The organism is Aquibium sp. ELW1220 (assembly GCF_030398385.1).
Classification (GTDB): Bacteria; Pseudomonadota; Alphaproteobacteria; order Rhizobiales; family Rhizobiaceae; genus Aquibium.
On sequence record NZ_JAOAOQ010000007.1, the window covers coordinates 173,425 to 190,383 of the forward strand.

The 16,959-nt window shown below is 66.8% G+C and carries 15 protein-coding genes; 7 read left to right on the plus strand and 8 right to left on the minus strand.

Features of this window, described 5'->3' with window-relative positions:
• Positions 1-13 precede the first annotated feature (13 nt).
• From N1F91_RS09480 to N1F91_RS09500, 5 genes are all read right to left on the minus strand, one after another.
• Positions 14-850 carry a transglutaminase family protein gene (locus N1F91_RS09480; protein WP_289991681.1) on the minus strand — a complete coding sequence of 279 codons (837 nt, stop codon included), beginning with the start codon at positions 848-850 and terminating at the stop codon, positions 14-16.
• Between the two features lie 11 nt (positions 851-861).
• On the minus strand, positions 862-1,137 hold the full coding sequence (locus N1F91_RS09485) for a DUF1488 domain-containing protein (protein WP_289991682.1): 276 nt from the start codon (positions 1,135-1,137) through the stop codon (positions 862-864).
• Positions 1,138-1,239: 102 nt separating this feature from the next.
• The gene (locus N1F91_RS09490) at positions 1,240-1,542 is read right to left on the minus strand and encodes a hypothetical protein (RefSeq protein WP_289991683.1); all 303 of its coding nucleotides are present in this window, start codon (positions 1,540-1,542) and stop codon (positions 1,240-1,242) included.
• Complete coding sequence (locus N1F91_RS09495) at positions 1,539-1,796, minus strand: hypothetical protein (protein WP_289991684.1); 258 nt, start codon at positions 1,794-1,796, stop codon at positions 1,539-1,541. Before N1F91_RS09495 ends, N1F91_RS09490 begins: the two co-directional genes overlap by 4 nt.
• 720 nt (positions 1,797-2,516) lie before the next feature.
• Entirely contained in the window at positions 2,517-3,494 is a 978-nt protein-coding gene (locus N1F91_RS09500; protein ID WP_289991685.1) for an NADPH:quinone reductase, read from the minus strand.
• A gap of 249 nt (positions 3,495-3,743) precedes the next feature.
• Here N1F91_RS09500 and N1F91_RS09505 point away from each other — a divergent pair, with 249 nt between their 5' ends.
• From N1F91_RS09505 to N1F91_RS09530, 6 genes are all read left to right on the plus strand, one after another.
• Entirely contained in the window at positions 3,744-4,694 is a 951-nt protein-coding gene (locus N1F91_RS09505; protein ID WP_289991687.1) for a DMT family transporter, read from the plus strand.
• A 250-nt stretch (positions 4,695-4,944) separates the two neighbouring features.
• Positions 4,945-6,291: a glutamine synthetase family protein gene (locus tag N1F91_RS09510; RefSeq protein ID WP_289991718.1), complete on the plus strand. Its 1,347-nt coding sequence runs from the start codon at positions 4,945-4,947 to the stop codon at positions 6,289-6,291.
• A 126-nt stretch (positions 6,292-6,417) separates the two neighbouring features.
• Positions 6,418-7,512 carry a polyamine ABC transporter substrate-binding protein gene (locus N1F91_RS09515; RefSeq protein ID WP_289991689.1) on the plus strand — a complete coding sequence of 365 codons (1,095 nt, stop codon included), beginning with the start codon at positions 6,418-6,420 and terminating at the stop codon, positions 7,510-7,512.
• Positions 7,513-7,583: 71 nt separating this feature from the next.
• Positions 7,584-8,726: an ABC transporter ATP-binding protein gene (locus tag N1F91_RS09520; protein ID WP_289991690.1), complete on the plus strand. Its 1,143-nt coding sequence runs from the start codon at positions 7,584-7,586 to the stop codon at positions 8,724-8,726.
• 4 nt (positions 8,727-8,730) lie between these two features.
• Positions 8,731-9,693, plus strand: a complete 963-nt coding sequence (locus N1F91_RS09525) for an ABC transporter permease subunit (protein ID WP_289991691.1) — start codon at positions 8,731-8,733, stop codon at positions 9,691-9,693.
• A gap of 10 nt (positions 9,694-9,703) precedes the next feature.
• Positions 9,704-10,522, plus strand: coding sequence for an ABC transporter permease subunit (locus N1F91_RS09530; protein ID WP_289991692.1), 819 nt, complete (start codon positions 9,704-9,706; stop codon positions 10,520-10,522).
• Positions 10,523-10,567: 45 nt separating this feature from the next.
• On the opposite strand, the gene N1F91_RS09535 is transcribed toward N1F91_RS09530, so the two are convergent.
• Both N1F91_RS09535 and N1F91_RS09540 read right to left on the minus strand, forming a co-directional pair.
• Complete coding sequence (locus N1F91_RS09535; RefSeq protein ID WP_289991693.1) at positions 10,568-10,849, minus strand: DUF6460 domain-containing protein; 282 nt, start codon at positions 10,847-10,849, stop codon at positions 10,568-10,570.
• A gap of 96 nt (positions 10,850-10,945) precedes the next feature.
• The gene (locus tag N1F91_RS09540; RefSeq protein ID WP_289991694.1) at positions 10,946-12,805 is read right to left on the minus strand and encodes an AsmA-like C-terminal region-containing protein; all 1,860 of its coding nucleotides are present in this window, start codon (positions 12,803-12,805) and stop codon (positions 10,946-10,948) included.
• Between the two features lie 173 nt (positions 12,806-12,978).
• Between N1F91_RS09540 and N1F91_RS09545 the strand changes: the two genes are divergently transcribed.
• A complete protein-coding gene (locus N1F91_RS09545) occupies positions 12,979-14,937 on the plus strand; it encodes an acetoacetate--CoA ligase (protein ID WP_289991695.1) in 1,959 nt (652 codons plus the stop codon).
• A gap of 299 nt (positions 14,938-15,236) precedes the next feature.
• On the opposite strand, the gene N1F91_RS09550 is transcribed toward N1F91_RS09545, so the two are convergent.
• Entirely contained in the window at positions 15,237-16,940 is a 1,704-nt protein-coding gene (locus tag N1F91_RS09550) for an iron ABC transporter permease (protein ID WP_289991697.1), read from the minus strand.
• Between the last annotated feature and the right edge of the window lie 19 nt (positions 16,941-16,959).

Below are 16,959 nucleotides of genomic sequence, written 5' to 3' on the forward strand. Positions count from 1 at the left end.
GCGGTGTCCGGCGTCAGGCTGTCGTCTGCACCGGCGCCCCGCCGGGTGCTGCAACTTCGTAGGTCCAGACCCGGAAGCCCTTCAGGAGGTGAGGGCCAAAGGAATTGATCAGCGGAATGTCGGCAGCATCGCGACCGCGCGCCACGACGATCCGGCCGATGCGCGGGATGTTGTTGCGCGGATCGAAGGTGTGCCACCGGCCCTCGAGGAAAACCTCGATCCAGGCGCTGAAGTCCATGGGATCGACGACCGGGACACCGATGTCGCCCAGATGCCCGTTGACGTAGCGGGCGGGGATGTTCAGGCAGCGGCAGAGCGCGACCGCGAGATGGGCAAAGTCGCGGCAGACGCCCACGCGCTCGTGATAGGCCTCGAACGCGGTTCTTGTCGAACGCGCCTGCTGATAGTCGAAGCGGATGTGTCCGTGCACGAAATCGCAGATCGCCTGGACGCGGCTCCAGCCGGGAGTGACGTTGCCGAACAGGTCCCAGGCTATCTGACTGAGCCGGTCGGTCTCGCAGTAGCGGCTGCCCATGAGGAACACGAGGCAATCGTCGGGCAACTCCGGCACCGGGAGTTCCCGTGCCGACGGAACGATCCTGTCGGGCAGGCCGCCGTCCTCGATCGTGGCATCTCCCCAGATCGTCAGGTCGCCCGCCGGGGCCACCAACCTGAGGCAGCGGTTGCCGAAGAGGTCGCGATAGGTGCTCGTCGGCACCTCCGGCATGGTGAAGGTGGATTCCGGAACCCGGATATCTCCGGCCCGGTCGTCATGAACCGACAGCAGACACACGAGCGCGGTCGGTTGCTGGCACGTCACGGTGATCTCGTAGCCATATCGAATGTACAAGCGGGACGGTCCTATCGAAGATCGGCGGACGTGAGCGTATAGCTGACCCGTCGGGTGCTGGCGTAGATCGAACGGGCGACATCCTGGATGGACGGGCGCTGCGCATCGAAGGCGGCAAGGCATGTATCTTCGAGATCAACGTCGGCGGTCTGCGAAACGTTCCGCGGCGACAGCGCATCAGCCTCGATGAAGAACCGCACTTCGAACATGCCGTCGTAGCCGCTGAAGCGCACGGCCCTCCGGCTGTCGTCGAAACTGCGGCTCCGGTTGGGGAATTCGAGCGTCATGACCCTGTCATCCTCGTCCCGGGCGGCCGGCGTAGCGCAAGGCAGGTGCCTTCGGCCACGCTTGGCGACGACGGGCTGCCGAAAGCCGGCATGTTCTCTGCTTCACCCATGACCGAACGTGCGCTCGATGAGCGTATCCTGGTCCGGCGTCGACGGAACGCCTTCGAGATCGTCCTGAGAGGTCACCCGCTCATGCCGCTCCTCTTCGTTGCGGATACGGTACTGCGGCGAGTTGCCGCGCGGCGGCAGCGTGCGCGTCACGCGGAAGATCTCGGTCGGGCCCGCCTTCAGACCGAAGCCTCCCTTGAAGCGCACGGCCTGACCGACGGCGAAGAGGTGGGTGGCGGGCTCGCGGCGCGCCGTCGATGCGTCGCGCACGGCGACCTTCAGGGGGGAGACGGTCATGTTCGGTCCTTTTCGAGCGCGGCTTCGAGATCCGCAGGGGCAATGGGCAGCATCTGCCGGGTCAGCGACCCCGATCCGATTGCTGGAATATGGATGAAGGCGCCGGTCCGGCGCCAGGCGATCCGGGACAGGTCGTCGATCGTCTCCTCGTCTTGGTCGACGAGGTAGTCGCCGGCAGGCAGTGGTTCGTCCAACCCGGGCAGCCGGACGGCGGACGAGAATCGGACGGTCGATTGGGTGGTGCGCGTGGTCATGTCGGTGGTCCCGCGACGGCCTGCGCCATCGCTGCGCCCGAACCGATCTGCAACAACCGTGTTCCGCCGCGAAATCGTGGTCGGAAGAGAGGTACGTTCCTGGATCGAAAGGCAGCTGGTTGCCGGGCCCGCTCAGCGGAATACGGTCACGGACGTGAAGTTGGTCGCGACGGGCAGGCCCCGCTGTCGATGGGCACCGGATCGCTATCCAATGAATATGCGCTTCGATGGCGTTTCAAACAAGACGTGCGGCAGATTAATCGACCGGCGCCTGCAGGCGCCGCGTGCCGGCTCGAAGAGGCGGCCGGCGCGAAGCCACTACATCTCTCCAATTGCAGCACTGTTCCCGACGACTTCACGCGTGCCGGATCTGCATTCGTGAAGGACCGCTGGTGAAAGATCGGCGGAGGGTGCCGAACACGCTTCATCCAGGCGCGGGCAACCGTGGAGCAGTCGTTGAGAGATTGCTGGCGCATGGGGGCGACGAGCCGTCGCGCCGCCTGTGAACTGTTCGACGCGGAACGAGAGGCGCTGCTGCACCCGGGCGGCTTCCAACGGCTGCGGGAGAAGCTCACGGGAAGGGTCGGCCACGACCTGTCGTGACGAGTTCGAGCGGACCGCCGTCCGTGATCCTCTCGCGATGCTTCAAGCCGGCCGACCTGCGCCGGACCGCGATTCAAGCGGTCCGGAGCCGGGGCGAGGGAGGCGACGCACCAGGCGTCAGGTCGTTTCGAGCACGACGTTGCCGATCACGTCGCCGCTCTCGACCGCCTCGTGCGCGGCGGCGATGTCGTCGAGGGCGAAGCGTTGCCCGATCGTGTGCTTCAGCATTCCCGCTTCCAGCATCGCCGTCAGCTCTGCAATGGCCGCGTCCCGTTCCTGCTGCCTCAACTCATAGACCAGGTAGAGCTGCAGCGTCAGGCTGCCCCAGAGCATGGCCGTGAACGAGACCGGAATGTCGGCCGGGACGTTCGAGCCGTAGCAGACGAGCCTGCCGTAGGGCGCGAGCACGCCCTGCGGCAGCAGTGGGGCGGTGGTGGCGAGGTCCATGTCGAGGATGGCGTCGACGCCCTTGCCGCCGGTCAGCGCCTTGACGCGCTCGGCCACGTTTTCCGTCCGGTAGTCGATGATCTCCGATGCGCCGGCCGCACGGGCATGGTCGGCGCGGCGGGCCGAAGCGGTGCCGATGACGCGGGCGCCGCGCGCAGCCGCGATCTGGGTGGCGTAGTGGCCGACGGCCGCTGCCGCCCCGGTGATCAGGATCGTCCTGCCAGGCGCCGCTTCGGCGAGCCGCACGCCGTGCAGGGCGGTCAGCGCCGGGATGCCGAAACAGGCGCCTGAGGCGAAGTCGGTGGTGTCGGGCAGGCGCACGGCCTGGTCCTGCGGAAGCACGATCGCCTCGGCCGCCGTGCCCATGGGACGCTTCCACTGGCCGTTCCAGATCCAGACGCGTTCACCGAGGCGGCCCGGCGCGACGCCCTCGCCGATCGCCTCGATCACGCCCGCGCCGTCCGAATGCGGCACGATGCGGGGGAAGACCGGCGGCCGGCCGCGCCGCGACTTCACGTCGGACGGGTTGACGCCCGACACGTGCAGCCGGACCCGCACTTCGCCCGCGCCGGGTTCCGGCAGCGGCATGTCTCCGATGGTGAGCACGTCGCGCGCGGCGCCGTTGCGTTCGTACCAGGCTGCCTTCATCGTCTTCCTCCGCAATCTCCCTGCGACATGGCCTCCGCATCGATGCCTGTCGCGTCGGCGCGGTCTAGCCCATAAACGTGGCGTTGACGACAGCGGACATTCCGCTGGCACCGGCGGGCCGCGAATGAAGGCCGTGGCCAGGCGACGTGACACAACGACAAGCCGGGCCTGGATCAGGCCGGCGCGGTCGTTTGCCGCTAGCGGATGCGATGGCGTATCGAGGCGGGAGGCCACGCCGGGAGCAAGACAATGTCCAGCAGCCAGGCGTCTCCTTCGCCTTTGCCCGCCGCTCCGGCGGCCGAGGAGCGCTTGGGCTTCCTGCTCGTTTTCCTGGCAGCCCTTGCCTGGAGCCTCGGCGGCACGATCGGCCGTTTCCTGGGCGAGAACGACGCCTGGACGAATGTCTTCTGGCGCTCCTTCTGGGCGGCTGCCTTCCTTCTGGCCTTCATGCTGTGGCGCGACGGATTGCGCGGCATGCTCGGGCTGTTCCGCGTCATGGGCCTGCCGGGACTGGTCGTCGCGGCCTGCTTTGCCACCGCATCGACGGCCTTCGTCGTCGCGCTCTCCTACACGACGGTCGCCAACATCCTGCTGATGCAGGCCGGCGCGCCGCTGATCGCGGCCCTGCTGGCCTTCCTGTTCTTCCGCGAGCGGATCTCCTTCGCCACGTGGGTGGCAATCGTGGTCGTCATCGTCGGCGTGGCGGTCATGGTGTCGGATTCGCTCGACGGCAACGTCTCCCCGGTCGGCGATGGGCTCGCCCTGCTCATTGTCGTGGTCTTCTCGCTCGCGACGGTGCTGACGCGCCGCTTCGCCGACGTGCGCATGACGCCCGCCGTCTGCCTCGGCACCCTGATGGCGGGCGCCTTCGCGCTGACACAGGCCGCGACGCTCGCCGTCTCGGTCGTCGACATGGGCTTCCTGTTCGCCTTCGGCGCGATCAATCTCGGTCTCGGGCTGGCGCTGTTTTCCACCGGCGCGCGACTGATCCCGGCAGCCTATGCCGCGCTGCTCGCCACGTTCGAGACGCTGCTCGGCCCGGTCTGGGTCTGGCTGGTGCACGGCGAGGTTCCCTCGCAGCGCACGCTCGTCGGCGGTTCGATCGTCTTCGCCGCGCTGCTCGTCCACATCGGGCTGGAGTTCCGGCGCCAGATGCGGCCGCAGCGGCCCGGCACCACCGGCCTGCCCCTGCCGGACTGAGCGGGCCGCCGATCGCGCGCCCCGGCGGTCCCGTGCCTGGCAATCCCGCGATCGAGCGCGCCCCATTGACAGAATTGTGACGGTCGGGGCAGCCTGTAGCAATCGGCAACAACAAGACAGGCTCATCTTGCCCCTCTCGGAACCCGGCGCCGTGCTCGCCGGCACAAACACAGAACCATCGATCGCCACTGCTTCGCTCGCCGCGGCTACTGAGCCAATCCTTCCCGCAGACGACGACGGTTCCCGTTTCATATCCCCGGACCACGAGGCGGAGTATCGCGCCTTCGTCGAAAGACATCCGGATATCGAGGCGGTCGAGTTCCTGATGGTCGATCCCAACGGCGTCATGCGCGGCAAGTGGGCGCCGGGCGACGCGCTGAAGAAGGCCTTCCAGGAAGGCGTCAACTTCCCGATGTCGCTGCACGGTCTGGACGTATGGGGCCGCGAGGTGAGCGAGACCGGGCTGCACATCGAGACCGGCGACATGGACGGCTACTGCCGCGCCACACGCGGGTCGCTGTCGATGGTGCCCTGGGCCAAGCGCCGCACGGCTCAGGTCCTGCTGCAGACGTTTTCACCGGAAGGCGAACCTTTCATGGCCGATCCGCGCCAGGTGCTGAAGAAGAAGGTCGCGGAGGTCAACGCGAAGGGCTTCTTCCCGGTGGTGGCCTTCGAACTCGAATTCTACCTGCTCGATCCGGAACTCGAATGGAGCGACGGCATGCCGGGGCCGGTCGGTGCAGCGGCAGGACCGGACCGGCTGCGCATGTACGGGCTCGACGACCTCGCCGAACATGCGGCGCTGTTCGACATGATCCGCGACGCCGCCGACGCACAGAAGCTGCCGATCGATACTATCATCAAGGAAGCGGCGCCCGGACAGTTCGAGGTCAACCTGAAGCACCGCAACGACCCGCTGCGCGCGGCCGACGACGTCATCATGCTGCGGCGCATCGTCATGGGCTGCGCCCGCGCGCACGGACTGCAGGCCACCTTCATGGCCAAGCCCTTCCTCGAATATGCCGGCAACGGCATGCATGTGCACGCGTCGATGCTCGATGCCGCCGGCAAGAACATGTTCGGTGGACCCGGCGGGCGCAGGAAGCTCGAGGCGGCGGTGGCGGGGCTGCTCCAGAGCATGCCGGAATCGCTGCTGCTCTTCATCAACACCTGGAACGGCTTCCGCCGCATCACGCCGGGTTCCTATGCACCGACCCGCGCGGTGTGGGCGGAGAACAACCGGTCGGTCGCGCTTCGCATTCCGGTCTCCAACGATGCCAACCGCCGCGTCGAGCACCGCATCGCCGGTGCCGATGCCAATCCCTACCTGGTGATGGCAGCGCTCATCCAGGGCATGGTCGAGGGGATCGAAGGCGATCTCGTGCCGCCGCCGCCGATCCAGGGAAACGCCTACGACGAGGAAGGACTGTCGCTTCCCGACGACATGGACGACGCGCTGCAGTTGATGGCGAAAGGCAGTTTCGTCGACCGGGCGCTCGGCCCGCTCCTGTCCAAGGTCTACCGCGATCTGAAGCGAGCGGAGATCGTCGCATTCTGGAGCGAAATCACGCCTTTGGAACGGACGACCTATCTTTGACCGATGCGCGGAAATTGGCGCTTGTCGCAGTGCAAAAACGCCAATAGTCTCAATGAAGTGAAACTTGGCCGCGTTGCATCACTCGCGCGAGCCGGGAAACGGGGCAAGACAAGAGGAGAAATCGCGATGAAGCTAAAGGGACATCTGTTGGCGGCCACGGCGCTCGCCGCGCTCGTCTCGTCCGGGGCGTGGGCGCAGGATCGGACCGTCAACGTCTACAACTGGTCCGATTACATCGACGACTCCATCCTGGAAGACTTCACGAAGGAGACCGGCATCAAGGTCGTCTACGACGTGTTCGATTCCAACGAGATCCTGGAGACGAAGCTGCTCGCCGGCGGCACGGGCTACGACGTCGTCGTGCCGACGGGCACCTTCCTCGCCCGGCAGATACAGGCGGGCGTTTTCCAGAAGCTCGACAAGTCCAAGCTGCCGAACCTCTCCAACATGTGGGATGTGGTCTCCGACCGCACGGCCAAGTACGATCCGGGCAATGACTACTCCATCAACTACATGTGGGGCACCACCGGCATCGGCTACAACGTCAACAAGGTCCAGGATGCGCTCGGCATCGAGAAGATCGACAGCTGGGACGTGGTCTTCAATCCCGAGATGATCGCCAAGCTCGCCGATTGCGGTGTCTACATGCTGGATGCGCCGGCCGAGATGATCCCGGCCGCGCTCAACTATCTCGGGCTCGATCCGAATTCGACCAGCCCCGACGATCTCGGCAAGGCCGAGGAACTGCTCCTGTCGATCCGCCCGTCGATCCGCAAGTTCCACTCGTCCGAATACATCAACGGGCTCGCCAATGGCGACATCTGCCTGGCCGTCGGCTGGTCGGGCGACATGTTCCAGGCACGCGACCGTGCGGCCGAAGCCGATCAGGGCGTGGCGATCGACTATTCGATCCCGAAGCAGGGCGCGCAGATGTGGTTCGACCAGATGGCGATCCCGGCCGACGCGCCCCACACCGAAGAAGCGCATGAGTTCCTGAACTACATGATGCGGCCCGAGGTGATCGCGAAGGCCTCGAACTACGTCTTCTATGCCAACGGCAACGCGGCTTCGAAGGACCTGCTCGACGAAGAGGTCATCGGCGATCCGGCCGTCTATCCGGACGACGAGACCATGAACAAGCTCTTCACCACCGTTCCGCTCGATGCAAGAACGCAGCGCCTGGTGACGCGGATCTGGACACGGGTCGTGACGGGTCAGTAGGCGAAGGATCCGGCCCCCGGCGGCAACGCCGGGGGCCTCGCTTTCGGGGAAGCGGTTAACCTGGGGACCACATGAAATCGCTCGGCAGCATTCGCAGAAGCTTCGCGCCCTGGGCCGATCCGGCCGCCAAGCCCTACATTTCCTTCGAGAACATCACCAAGCGCTTCGGCGACTTCACCGCCGTCAACAACCTCTCGCTCGACATCTACGAGCGCGAGTTCTTCGCCCTGCTCGGCGCGTCGGGCTGCGGCAAGTCCACGCTGCTGCGCATGCTGGCCGGCTTCGAGGAGCCGACGTCTGGCCGCATCCTGCTCGACGGCCAGGACCTGCGCGGCATCCCGCCCTACCGGCGGCCCGTGAACATGATGTTCCAGTCCTACGCGCTGTTCCCGCACATGAGCGTGGAACAGAACATCGCCTTCGGCCTGAAGCAGGACGGCATGCCCAAGGCGCAGATCGCCGAGCGCGTCGCCGAGATGCTGAAGCTGGTCAAGCTGGAGCAGTTCGCAAGACGCAAGCCGCACCAGCTGTCGGGCGGCCAGCGCCAGCGCGTCGCGCTTGCCCGCTCGGTCGCCAAGCGGCCGAAGGTGCTCCTGCTCGACGAGCCGCTCGGCGCGCTCGACAAGAAGCTGCGCGAGGAGACGCAGTTCGAGCTGATGGACCTGCAGCAGAATCTCGGCCTCACCTTCGTGGTCGTCACGCACGACCAGGAGGAGGCCATGACCATGGCCGACCGCATCGCGATCCTCGACAAGGGCGAGGTGATGCAGGTGGCGACGCCCGCCGAGATCTACGAGGCGCCGGCCTCCCGATTCGTGGCCGGCTTCGTGGGAACGGTCAACCTGCTCGAAGGTCGCGTGATGTCGCGCGACGGCGCGACCCTGCGCATCAAGGGCGCCAGCGGCGCCGAAATCCTCGTCGAGAACGCCCCGGACAGCGTCAGTTCGGGAGAGGTTGCATTCGCGATCCGGCCCGAGAAGATCAAGGTCTCGCCGCGCCAGCCGGCCGAGGGAACGCCCAACGTCATGGCGGGCGAGATCTTCGACCTCGCCTATCTCGGCGACATGACGGTCTACCACGTCCGTCTGGCCGACGGGCAGGTCGTCAAGGCGAGCGCGCTGAACAGCGCGCGTGTCAGCGAGGACCAGCTGACCTGGAACGACCGCGCCTTCGTGTCCTTCGCGCCGGATGCCGGCGTCGTGCTGACGAGGTAGCGCCATGGCACAGTCGATGGCATCGGACCGGCCAGACGCCGCCCCCGCGGTCTCCAGCGGCGGGCTCGGCAAGGCCGTGGGCAACCGCCTGGTCATCATCGTCCCCTACCTCTGGCTCTTCGTCTTCTTCCTCGTTCCCTTCCTGATCGTCTTCAAGATATCGCTGTCGACCACGGCCATCGCCATGCCCCCCTATGTCCCGGTCTTCGGGCTGGAGGACGGTCTGTCGGGGCTCATCGCCAGTCTCGGCGAACTGACGCTCGACAACTATCTGTGGCTGACGGACGACGCCCTCTACTTCAACGCCTATATCTCCAGCATCACCATCGCCGCGGTCTCGACGCTGATCACGCTGGCCGTCGGATTCCCCATCGCCTACGGCATGGCGCGCGCGCCGACGTCGCTGCGGCCGACACTGCTGATGCTCGTCATCCTGCCGTTCTGGACGAGCTTCCTGATCCGGGTCTACGCCTGGATCGGCATCCTCAAGCCCGAAGGCCTGCTCAACCAATTCCTCATCTGGACGGGCGCGATCGACTCGCCGCTGCTCATCCTCAACACCAACACCGCGATCTACATCGGCATCGTCTATTCCTATCTCCCCTTCATGGTGCTGCCGCTCTATTCTGCGCTGGAGAAGATGGACTACTCGCTGGTCGAGGCGGCGCAGGATCTCGGCTGCCCGCCGGCCTCGGCCTTCTGGAAGATCACCTTCCCGCTGGCGCTGCCCGGAGTCGTGGCGGGTTCGATGCTGGTCTTCATTCCGGCGATGGGCGAGTTCGTCATCCCCGACCTGCTCGGCGGCTCGCAGACGCTGATGATCGGCAAGACGCTGTGGAACGAGTTCTTCAACAACCGCGACTGGCCGGTGTCCTCGGCGGTCGCCGTCATCCTCTTGCTGCTCCTCGTCGTGCCGATCATGCTGTTCCAGCAGGCACAGGCGCGGTCGCTGGAAAAGGGCAGGTGAGGGCGGCGCGATGAATACCACCTGGTCACGCTTCAACATCGCCTCGATCGTGCTGGGCTTTGCCTTTCTCTATCTGCCGATTGTCCTGCTCGTCGTCTTCTCCTTCAACGAGTCCAAGCTGGTCACGGTCTGGTCCGGCTTCTCGACCAAGTGGTACGGGGAGCTGTTCCGCAACCAGGGCCTCATCGACGCGGCCTGGGTGACGGCGCGCGTCGCCTTCATCTCGGCGAGTTTCGCCACCGTGCTCGGCACGCTCGCCGCACTGGCGCTCACCCGTTACACGCGCTTCCGCGGCCGGATGCTGTTCTCCGGCATGGTGTTCGCGCCGCTGGTCATGCCCGAGGTCATCACCGGCCTGTCGCTTCTGCTGCTCTTCGTGGCCATCGGCCTCGACCGCGGCTTCCTCACCGTGACGCTCGCCCACATCACCTTCTCGATGTGCTTCGTGGCCGTCGTGGTGCAGTCGCGGCTGATCACTTTCGATCGCTCGCTGGAAGAGGCGGCGATGGATCTCGGCGCGACGCCGGTGAAGACCTTTTTCGCCATCACGCTTCCGGTGATCCTGCCGGCGATCGTGTCCGGCTGGATGCTCGCCTTCACGCTGTCGCTCGACGACCTGGTGATCGCAAGCTTTGCCTCGGGGCCGGGCGCGACCACCCTGCCGATGAAGATCTACAGCCAGGTGCGGCTCGGCGTGACGCCGGAGATCAACGCCGCCTGCACCATTCTCATCGCCATTGTCGCGGTGGGTGTGTTGATCGCCTCGGTGGTCAACAAGAGCCGCGAAGTGCAGCGCCAGCGCGACGAGCAGGCGGCGCAGCGCACCTGACGCAGACCGGCTCCGGCCCGCCGGTCTTTCGAGGGGCCAACGGCTTTAGCTGCGCGGCGGTCGCAGGAGGTAGATCACCAGCCACACCGGCAGGATCACCATCGATCCGAGCACGATGTTCGGTATCGCCCAGGCGACCCCGCGCTGCAGCATGTCGAGGACGTTGTCCGGCGTGAGGCCGACCTCGGCGAGCACTTCGGCGGCAGTGATGTCGAACGCCGACAGCCCCGCGCCGGTCACGAGCGACACGAGAAGTATCTTCAGCACGGCCGTCACGTAACGCAGCAATCCGCCCTCCGAGACGCTGGTCGCCAGCGGCATCATCATGGCCCATCTGGCATGTTGACAGCCTCGACTGGCGCGACCGTAGCGCGATTCGCGGTGGGTGAGTATCGTGGCCGCTCCACGAATGCGCCGGCGCGCCTATTCCATCGGGAAATCGCTCAGGATCGGCGAGACGAAGGGCGACCGCCACGAACCGCCGACAAAGAAGGCGGCGAGCGGCGCCGCGCCGGTCGGCGCCGTCGTCCCGTCCGGCGCGGCAGGATCGCGGGGCAGGATCGTGCCCGACAGGGCGATGCCCTGTCCGACCAGCGGCAGGATGCCGGTGAATGCGATGACCTGGCTCTGCTGCATCACCTTGGCGGTGTCCAGTCTCGCCACACCGCTCGTGACCGTTGAGCGAACCTCGGCAGACTCGAAGGGAATGGTGCCGGCCGGGACTTCCCGCAACGGGAAGAAGCCGCCCCTGGAGGCCCGCTCCCGGAAGGCCTCGGGATCGAACCAGGCCACGGAGCCGGGTCCGAGCTTGACCGAGATCGACCCCTCTCCCGCTGCCAGCATGGATTCCCAGCGGTCGGCCGGGCCGCCGACGAGGACCGATATCGTCGCGCGCGCCTGCGGCAGGGCGCTCCCGAATCCCATGGCCGTGCCGAAGGCATTGAAATCGACGTCGCTGGCCAGGAAGCGGACTTCCGCCTTGTCGGTGTCGGTCCGCCGATCGATCCGCAGTGCCGCCTGGATCGTACCGCCGAAGGCACTGGCATCGGAGATGTCGAATGCTGCCAGGCCGTCATTGATCTGCGCCGTGGCGGCGAGTTGTCCGAGTTCGAGCGGACCCGCGGTCGCCCGGGCCGCCGACAGCCTCAGGTCGAGCTGCAGCTTCCTTGCGAAGTCCAGTTCGATCGGGCCGCTCCAGCTTCCCGCGTCGCCCGGAAGCTGCACGAAGGTGCCGAGGAGCGCGCTGATGTCGAGCGACTGGAAGGCCAGCGTGCCCGAGAGCGCAGGCGCCTTTCCGGCGAGCGAGACTTCCAGCAGGCCGTTGCCGGGATGGCCGCCGAGCGTCAGCTGCGCGTCTTCCAGCTTCAGGCGCTGGGCGTCGCCGATCAGGCGGCCGGCGATCGAGGCGTTTCCGGCGATGACGCCCGGGGTGATGTCGGCCCGCGACCATTCGAGAGCCCGGCGCAGGGACGGCGAGGAGAGCTTGGCGACGCCGTCGAGGAAGCCGCGCCTGGAGAAGGTCACCAGGCCTTCGAAGCTGCCGTTGAGGGGAGACGAGGCGAGCGAGACCGACGTGCGCGAGTTGCCGCCGGCAAGAAGTGCCAGCGGCTGCTGGACGCTGGCTTCCGTGGAGATGCTCTCTCCGCGCCAGATCGCCTTGAGGCTGATCGATGCCGGCCGGTCGAGCGTCGGCCACGATGCCCGGCCCGTGATGCTGGAAAGGATCTCGTGTTCGCCGGCGGCATTGACGCGGACGACGCGGCCGTCGAGCAGCTCGAGAGAGCCGAGCGGATCGGAGGGCATGCGCGCTGCGTCGGGCTTGGCCGGATTGTCGTCCACGACGACCCGTGCCGCCTCGATGGCGCGCAGCATCCGGCCGCCGCGGGGCGGAATGGGGAAGGGGACGACGCCGTCCTGGTCCGACACCCGCAGCACCGGCCGCAGCAGGCTGACCTTGGTGAAGGTGATGTCGCCCTGGAGCGCGGCGATGGCGGAGAGCTCGATCTGCACCCGCTCGGACTGCAGCACCGGCAGCGCGTCGGGCTTTCCCCATTCCTGCAGCGACACGTCTGCCAGTTCGGCGTGGAAGGACGGCCAGACGTGGATGCGCGGAATGCCGCTCAGGACGACGCGATAGCCGCTCCACGCGCTCAGCTCGGCGGCGATGCGGTTGCGCACGATCTGGGTCGACGCGACGTAGGGAATCAGCGCGATGAAGGCGAGGGAGAGGATCGCCAGCGCCGCGATGGCCCAGATCGTTCGTTTCGCCCCCTTGGATGGCATTGCGCCTCGTCGTCTCCTGCGCTGCTCGCGCGATGACGGCCGCTTCGCGCAGGCCGCGTTGCGAGCCTTTTCAAGCCATTGTGGCCCGCAGATGGCGCTGGCGCGCATCCTTCGGCCGTCTTGCCCTCAAGGCGCGCAATATGCATAACGCATCGCCCACCTGGAGAATGTCCATGTCCCGAACCGCCCCGCTCTGGACCCCTTCGCCCGATGCCATCGAGCACTCGCCGTTTATGGCATTCATGGCGGAAGGGACCAAGCGCGCCGGCAGGTCCCTCTCAAGCTATGAACAACTTCATGACTGGTCGGTAACAGATCGTGAGGGGTTTTGGAAACTGGTCTGGGATTTCTGCGGCGTGATCGGGGAGCGGGGCGCGCGCGACCTGGTCGACGGCGAGCGGATGCCGGGTGCGTCCTTCTTCCCGGATGCGACGCTGAACTTCGCGGAAAACCTGCTCCGCAAGACCGGCGCTGGCGACGGGATGGTGTTCCGCGGCGAGGACAAGGTCGCTTACCGCCTGTCCTGGGACGCGCTGCGCGCCATGGTGTCGAAGCTGCAGCAGGCATTCGCCGCCGAGGGCGTGAAGGCGGGCGATCGCGTCGCGGCCATGATGCCCAACATGCCCGAGACGATCGCCGCCATGCTCGCGGCCGCGTCGCTCGGTGCGATCTGGTCGTCCTGCTCGCCCGATTTCGGCGAACAGGGCGTGCTCGACCGGTTCGGCCAGATCGAGCCGGTCGTCTTCGTCACCGTCGATGGCTACTGGTATGCCGGCAAGCGCATCGAGGTCGGCGAAAAGGTGGCCAAGGTGGTGGCGAAACTGCCGACCGTCCGGCGCACGATCGTGGTCGACTATCTCGGCGGCGCGGAAGCGGTCGCTTCCGCCGTGCCCGACGCCCGCACCCTCGCGGCGACGCTCGCCGCGCATGACGAGAAGCCGCTGACCTTCGCGCGGCTGCCGTTCGCGCATCCGCTCTACATCCTGTTCTCCTCGGGCACGACGGGCATCCCGAAATGCATCGTGCATTCGGCCGGCGGGACGCTTCTCCAGCATCTCAAGGAACAGCGGCTGCATGCCGGCATCGGCGAGGGCGACCGCTTCTTCTACTTCACCACCTGCGGCTGGATGATGTGGAACTGGCTGGTCTCCGGCCTCGCCACGGGCGCCACCCTGCTGCTCTACGACGGCTCGCCCTTCCATCCGGACGGCAACGTCATCTTCGACTATGCCCAGGCGGAGAAGATGACCTATTTCGGCACCTCGGCGAAGTTCATCGACGCGGTCCGCAAGTCGGGCCTGGAGCCGATCCGCACGCACGACCTGTCGTCGGTCCGCGTGATCTCGTCGACGGGCTCGCCGCTGTCGCCGGAAGGCTTCGACTTCGTCTATTCCGGCATCAAGGCCGACGTGCATCTCGCCTCCATCTCCGGCGGCACCGACATCGTGTCCTGTTTCGTGCTCGGGGTCCCCACGCGCTCCGTTTGGAGCGGCGAGATCCAGGGCGCGGGTCTGGGCATGGCGGTCGAGGTCTGGAACGACGATGGCCAGCCGGTGCGCGGCGAAAAGGGCGAGCTCGTCTGCACCAGAGCCTTCCCGTCGATGCCGGTGATGTTCTGGAACGATCCCGACGGCGCCAAGTACCGTGCCGCCTATTTCGAGCGTTTCGACAACATCTGGTGCCACGGCGATTTCGCCGAGGTGACCGAGCATGACGGCTTCATCATCCATGGCCGCTCCGACGCGACGCTCAACCCCGGCGGCGTGCGCATCGGCACGGCCGAGATCTACAATCAGGTCGAGCAGATGGAGGAGATCGTCGAGGCCATCTGCATCGGCCAGGATTTCGACGACGACGTGCGCGTCGTGCTGTTCGTGCGGCTGGCGCCGGGCGTGGCGCTCGACGCGGACCTCGAGAAGCGCATCAAGGCGAAGATCCGCACCGGCGCCAGCCCGCGCCACGTGCCCGCAAAGATCGTGGCGGTCAGCGACATCCCGCGCACCAAGTCCGGCAAGATCACGGAACTCGCGGTGCGGGACGTGGTGCACGGCCGTGCGGTGAAGAACAAGGAGGCGCTGGCCAACCCGGAGGCGCTGGATCTCTTCCGCGACCTGCCGGAGCTGAAGGTCTGAGCGGTCGGGCCGCTGTGGTTAAGAAAGGGTAACCGGGAAATTTACCTCGTTGAAAGGGACCGGTCCAATATTTAAACCTCTCCTTAACCGGGTAAGGTTTCGTTAAGGGTTCGGCCCGATACTCCTCGTTAACTTGAGGGAGAAATCCCGCGCCTGTTCCAGGCAATGTTTCGCTCAAGTCCTCGTTTTGACAGCAATCCCAATTCGACGGGGCGTTCGCAAGAACGCCCCGCTTTTTTTGCGCGGCCGGACAGGGCGTCGCCGGATTTCGGCCGCGGGCGTTCGCCGCGGGTGCCGCGCTACAGCGCCGCGTCGCCGTCGCGCATCAGGGCGCCAGACAGCAAGACAACCGGCACCAATGCGGTGACGATGATCAGCAGCGCAGCAATGGCGCCGTCCTCCACCACGCCGCGCGAGGCATTCTCGTAGACATGGGTCGCGAGCGTCGAGAAGCCGAAGGGGCGCAGCAGGATCGTCGCCGACAGTTCCTTCACGGTGTCGACGAAGACGAGAACGGCGGCGGTGAAGAGGGCCGGCCGCAGCAGCGGCAGCAGGATCTCGCGCGCGCTCGCCAGCGGCGGCCTGCCGAGGCTGCGGGCGGCCTCGTCGATGTTGCGCGGGAGTTTCTCCAGCCCCGAGCGGATGGCGCCTTCGGCCAGCGCCAGGAAACGGATCGTGCAGGCAAGCACGACCGCACCCGCCGAGCCGGTGAGGAGCAGGCCGGTCGAGACGCCGAAAGTGTCGCGGGCGAAGGTGTCGAGCGTGTTGTCGAAGCGGGTCAGCGCAAACAGGAGCCCGAGCCCGAGGATGGTGCCCGGCACCGCATAGCCGCCTGCCGCGAGGCGGGAAACGACCGTCATCGCCGCCGTGCGGGAGAGGCGCGCCGCGTTCATCACCACGAGCGCGCTTGCGACCGTCAGCAGCGCCGTCGCGCCGGCGGTGACGATGCTGTTGACGAAGGCCGCGTGCAGCGCCGGGCTGGCGATCTGGTCCAGCCGGCGGCTCGCATAGTCGCCGAACACGGTGAGCGGGATGCCGAAGCCCGCCAGCACCGGAAGCATCGCCGACAGTGTCGCCAGTGCGGCGCGCCAGCCGGCGAGGCGCACGCGGGGCGGCTTGGCCTTCATCTGCGTCGCGCGGGCGCCGTGGAAGCGCTGCTTGCGCCTTGCCCATTGCTCGGCCCAGACGAGGCCGAGCACCAGCACCAGCATCAGCATGGCGATCTGGGCTGCGCCCTCGAGGCTGCCGCGGTTGAGCCAGGTCGAATAGACCGAGAAGGTGAGCGTGCGCACGCCGAGATATTCGACCGCGCCGATGTCGTTGATCGTCTCCATCAGCACCAGCGCGACGCCGGCCAGGATGGCGGGGCGGGCGACCGGCAGCAGGATGCGGAAGAACACCTTGGCGGGGCCGGCGCCGAGGGTCCGCGCGACGTCGGCGATGTTGCGGCCCTGCATGATGAAGACCACCCGGGCGGTCAGGTAGACGTAAGGGTAGAGCACCGACGACAGGACGATGGCCGCGCCGCCCGTCGTCCGGATGTCGGGAAACCAGTAGTCGCGCATCGTCTGGAAGCCGAAGAGCGCGCGGATGGCGCTCTGCACCGGTCCGGTGAAGTGGAAGAACTCGCCGAAGGCGTAGGCGGCGAGGTAGGTCGGCACCGCGAGCGGCAGCACCAGCGCCCAGGCCAGGATCCGCCGCAGGGGGAAATCATAGGCCACCACCAGCCATGCGGTAGTGACGCCGATCGACGCCGTGCCGCCCGCCACCAGCAGGAGCAGCCAGAGGGTCGTCCGGGCGGAGCCGGGCAGGACGTTGCGGGCGAGGTGGGGCCAGTCCGCCCCCGTGCCCGTGACGGCGATCGCGGCAAGCACGGCGACCGGAACGAGCACGATCGCGGCGATGACGAGCGCCAGGACGAACGCGACCGGGTGCCGCTCGCGGCGTGCGCGCGCGGGCAGGGCGATGCCTGAGGCGGTGTCTCTGCGGCTGGTTTCCTGCATCAGGCGCTCAAGAAAAAGG

Bases quoted from the DNA above. Each gene is read 5' to 3' on its own strand.
- N1F91_RS09485 (WP_289991682.1), bottom strand. From the start codon at position 1,137: ATGACGCTCGAATTCCCCAACCGGAGCCGCAGTTTCGACGACAGCCGG.
- N1F91_RS09490 (WP_289991683.1), bottom strand. From the start codon at position 1,542: ATGACCGTCTCCCCCCTGAAGGTCGCCGTGCGCGACGCATCGACGGCG.
- N1F91_RS09495 (WP_289991684.1), bottom strand. From the start codon at position 1,796: ATGACCACGCGCACCACCCAATCGACCGTCCGATTCTCGTCCGCCGTC.
- N1F91_RS09500 (WP_289991685.1), bottom strand. From the start codon at position 3,494: ATGAAGGCAGCCTGGTACGAACGCAACGGCGCCGCGCGCGACGTGCTC.
- N1F91_RS09505 (WP_289991687.1), top strand. From the start codon at position 3,744: ATGTCCAGCAGCCAGGCGTCTCCTTCGCCTTTGCCCGCCGCTCCGGCG.
- N1F91_RS09515 (WP_289991689.1), top strand. From the start codon at position 6,418: ATGAAGCTAAAGGGACATCTGTTGGCGGCCACGGCGCTCGCCGCGCTC.
- N1F91_RS09520 (WP_289991690.1), top strand. From the start codon at position 7,584: ATGAAATCGCTCGGCAGCATTCGCAGAAGCTTCGCGCCCTGGGCCGAT.
- N1F91_RS09525 (WP_289991691.1), top strand. From the start codon at position 8,731: ATGGCACAGTCGATGGCATCGGACCGGCCAGACGCCGCCCCCGCGGTC.
- N1F91_RS09530 (WP_289991692.1), top strand. From the start codon at position 9,704: ATGAATACCACCTGGTCACGCTTCAACATCGCCTCGATCGTGCTGGGC.
- N1F91_RS09535 (WP_289991693.1), bottom strand. From the start codon at position 10,849: ATGATGATGCCGCTGGCGACCAGCGTCTCGGAGGGCGGATTGCTGCGT.
- N1F91_RS09540 (WP_289991694.1), bottom strand. From the start codon at position 12,805: ATGCCATCCAAGGGGGCGAAACGAACGATCTGGGCCATCGCGGCGCTG.
- N1F91_RS09545 (WP_289991695.1), top strand. From the start codon at position 12,979: ATGTCCCGAACCGCCCCGCTCTGGACCCCTTCGCCCGATGCCATCGAG.
- N1F91_RS09550 (WP_289991697.1), bottom strand. From the start codon at position 16,940: ATGCAGGAAACCAGCCGCAGAGACACCGCCTCAGGCATCGCCCTGCCC.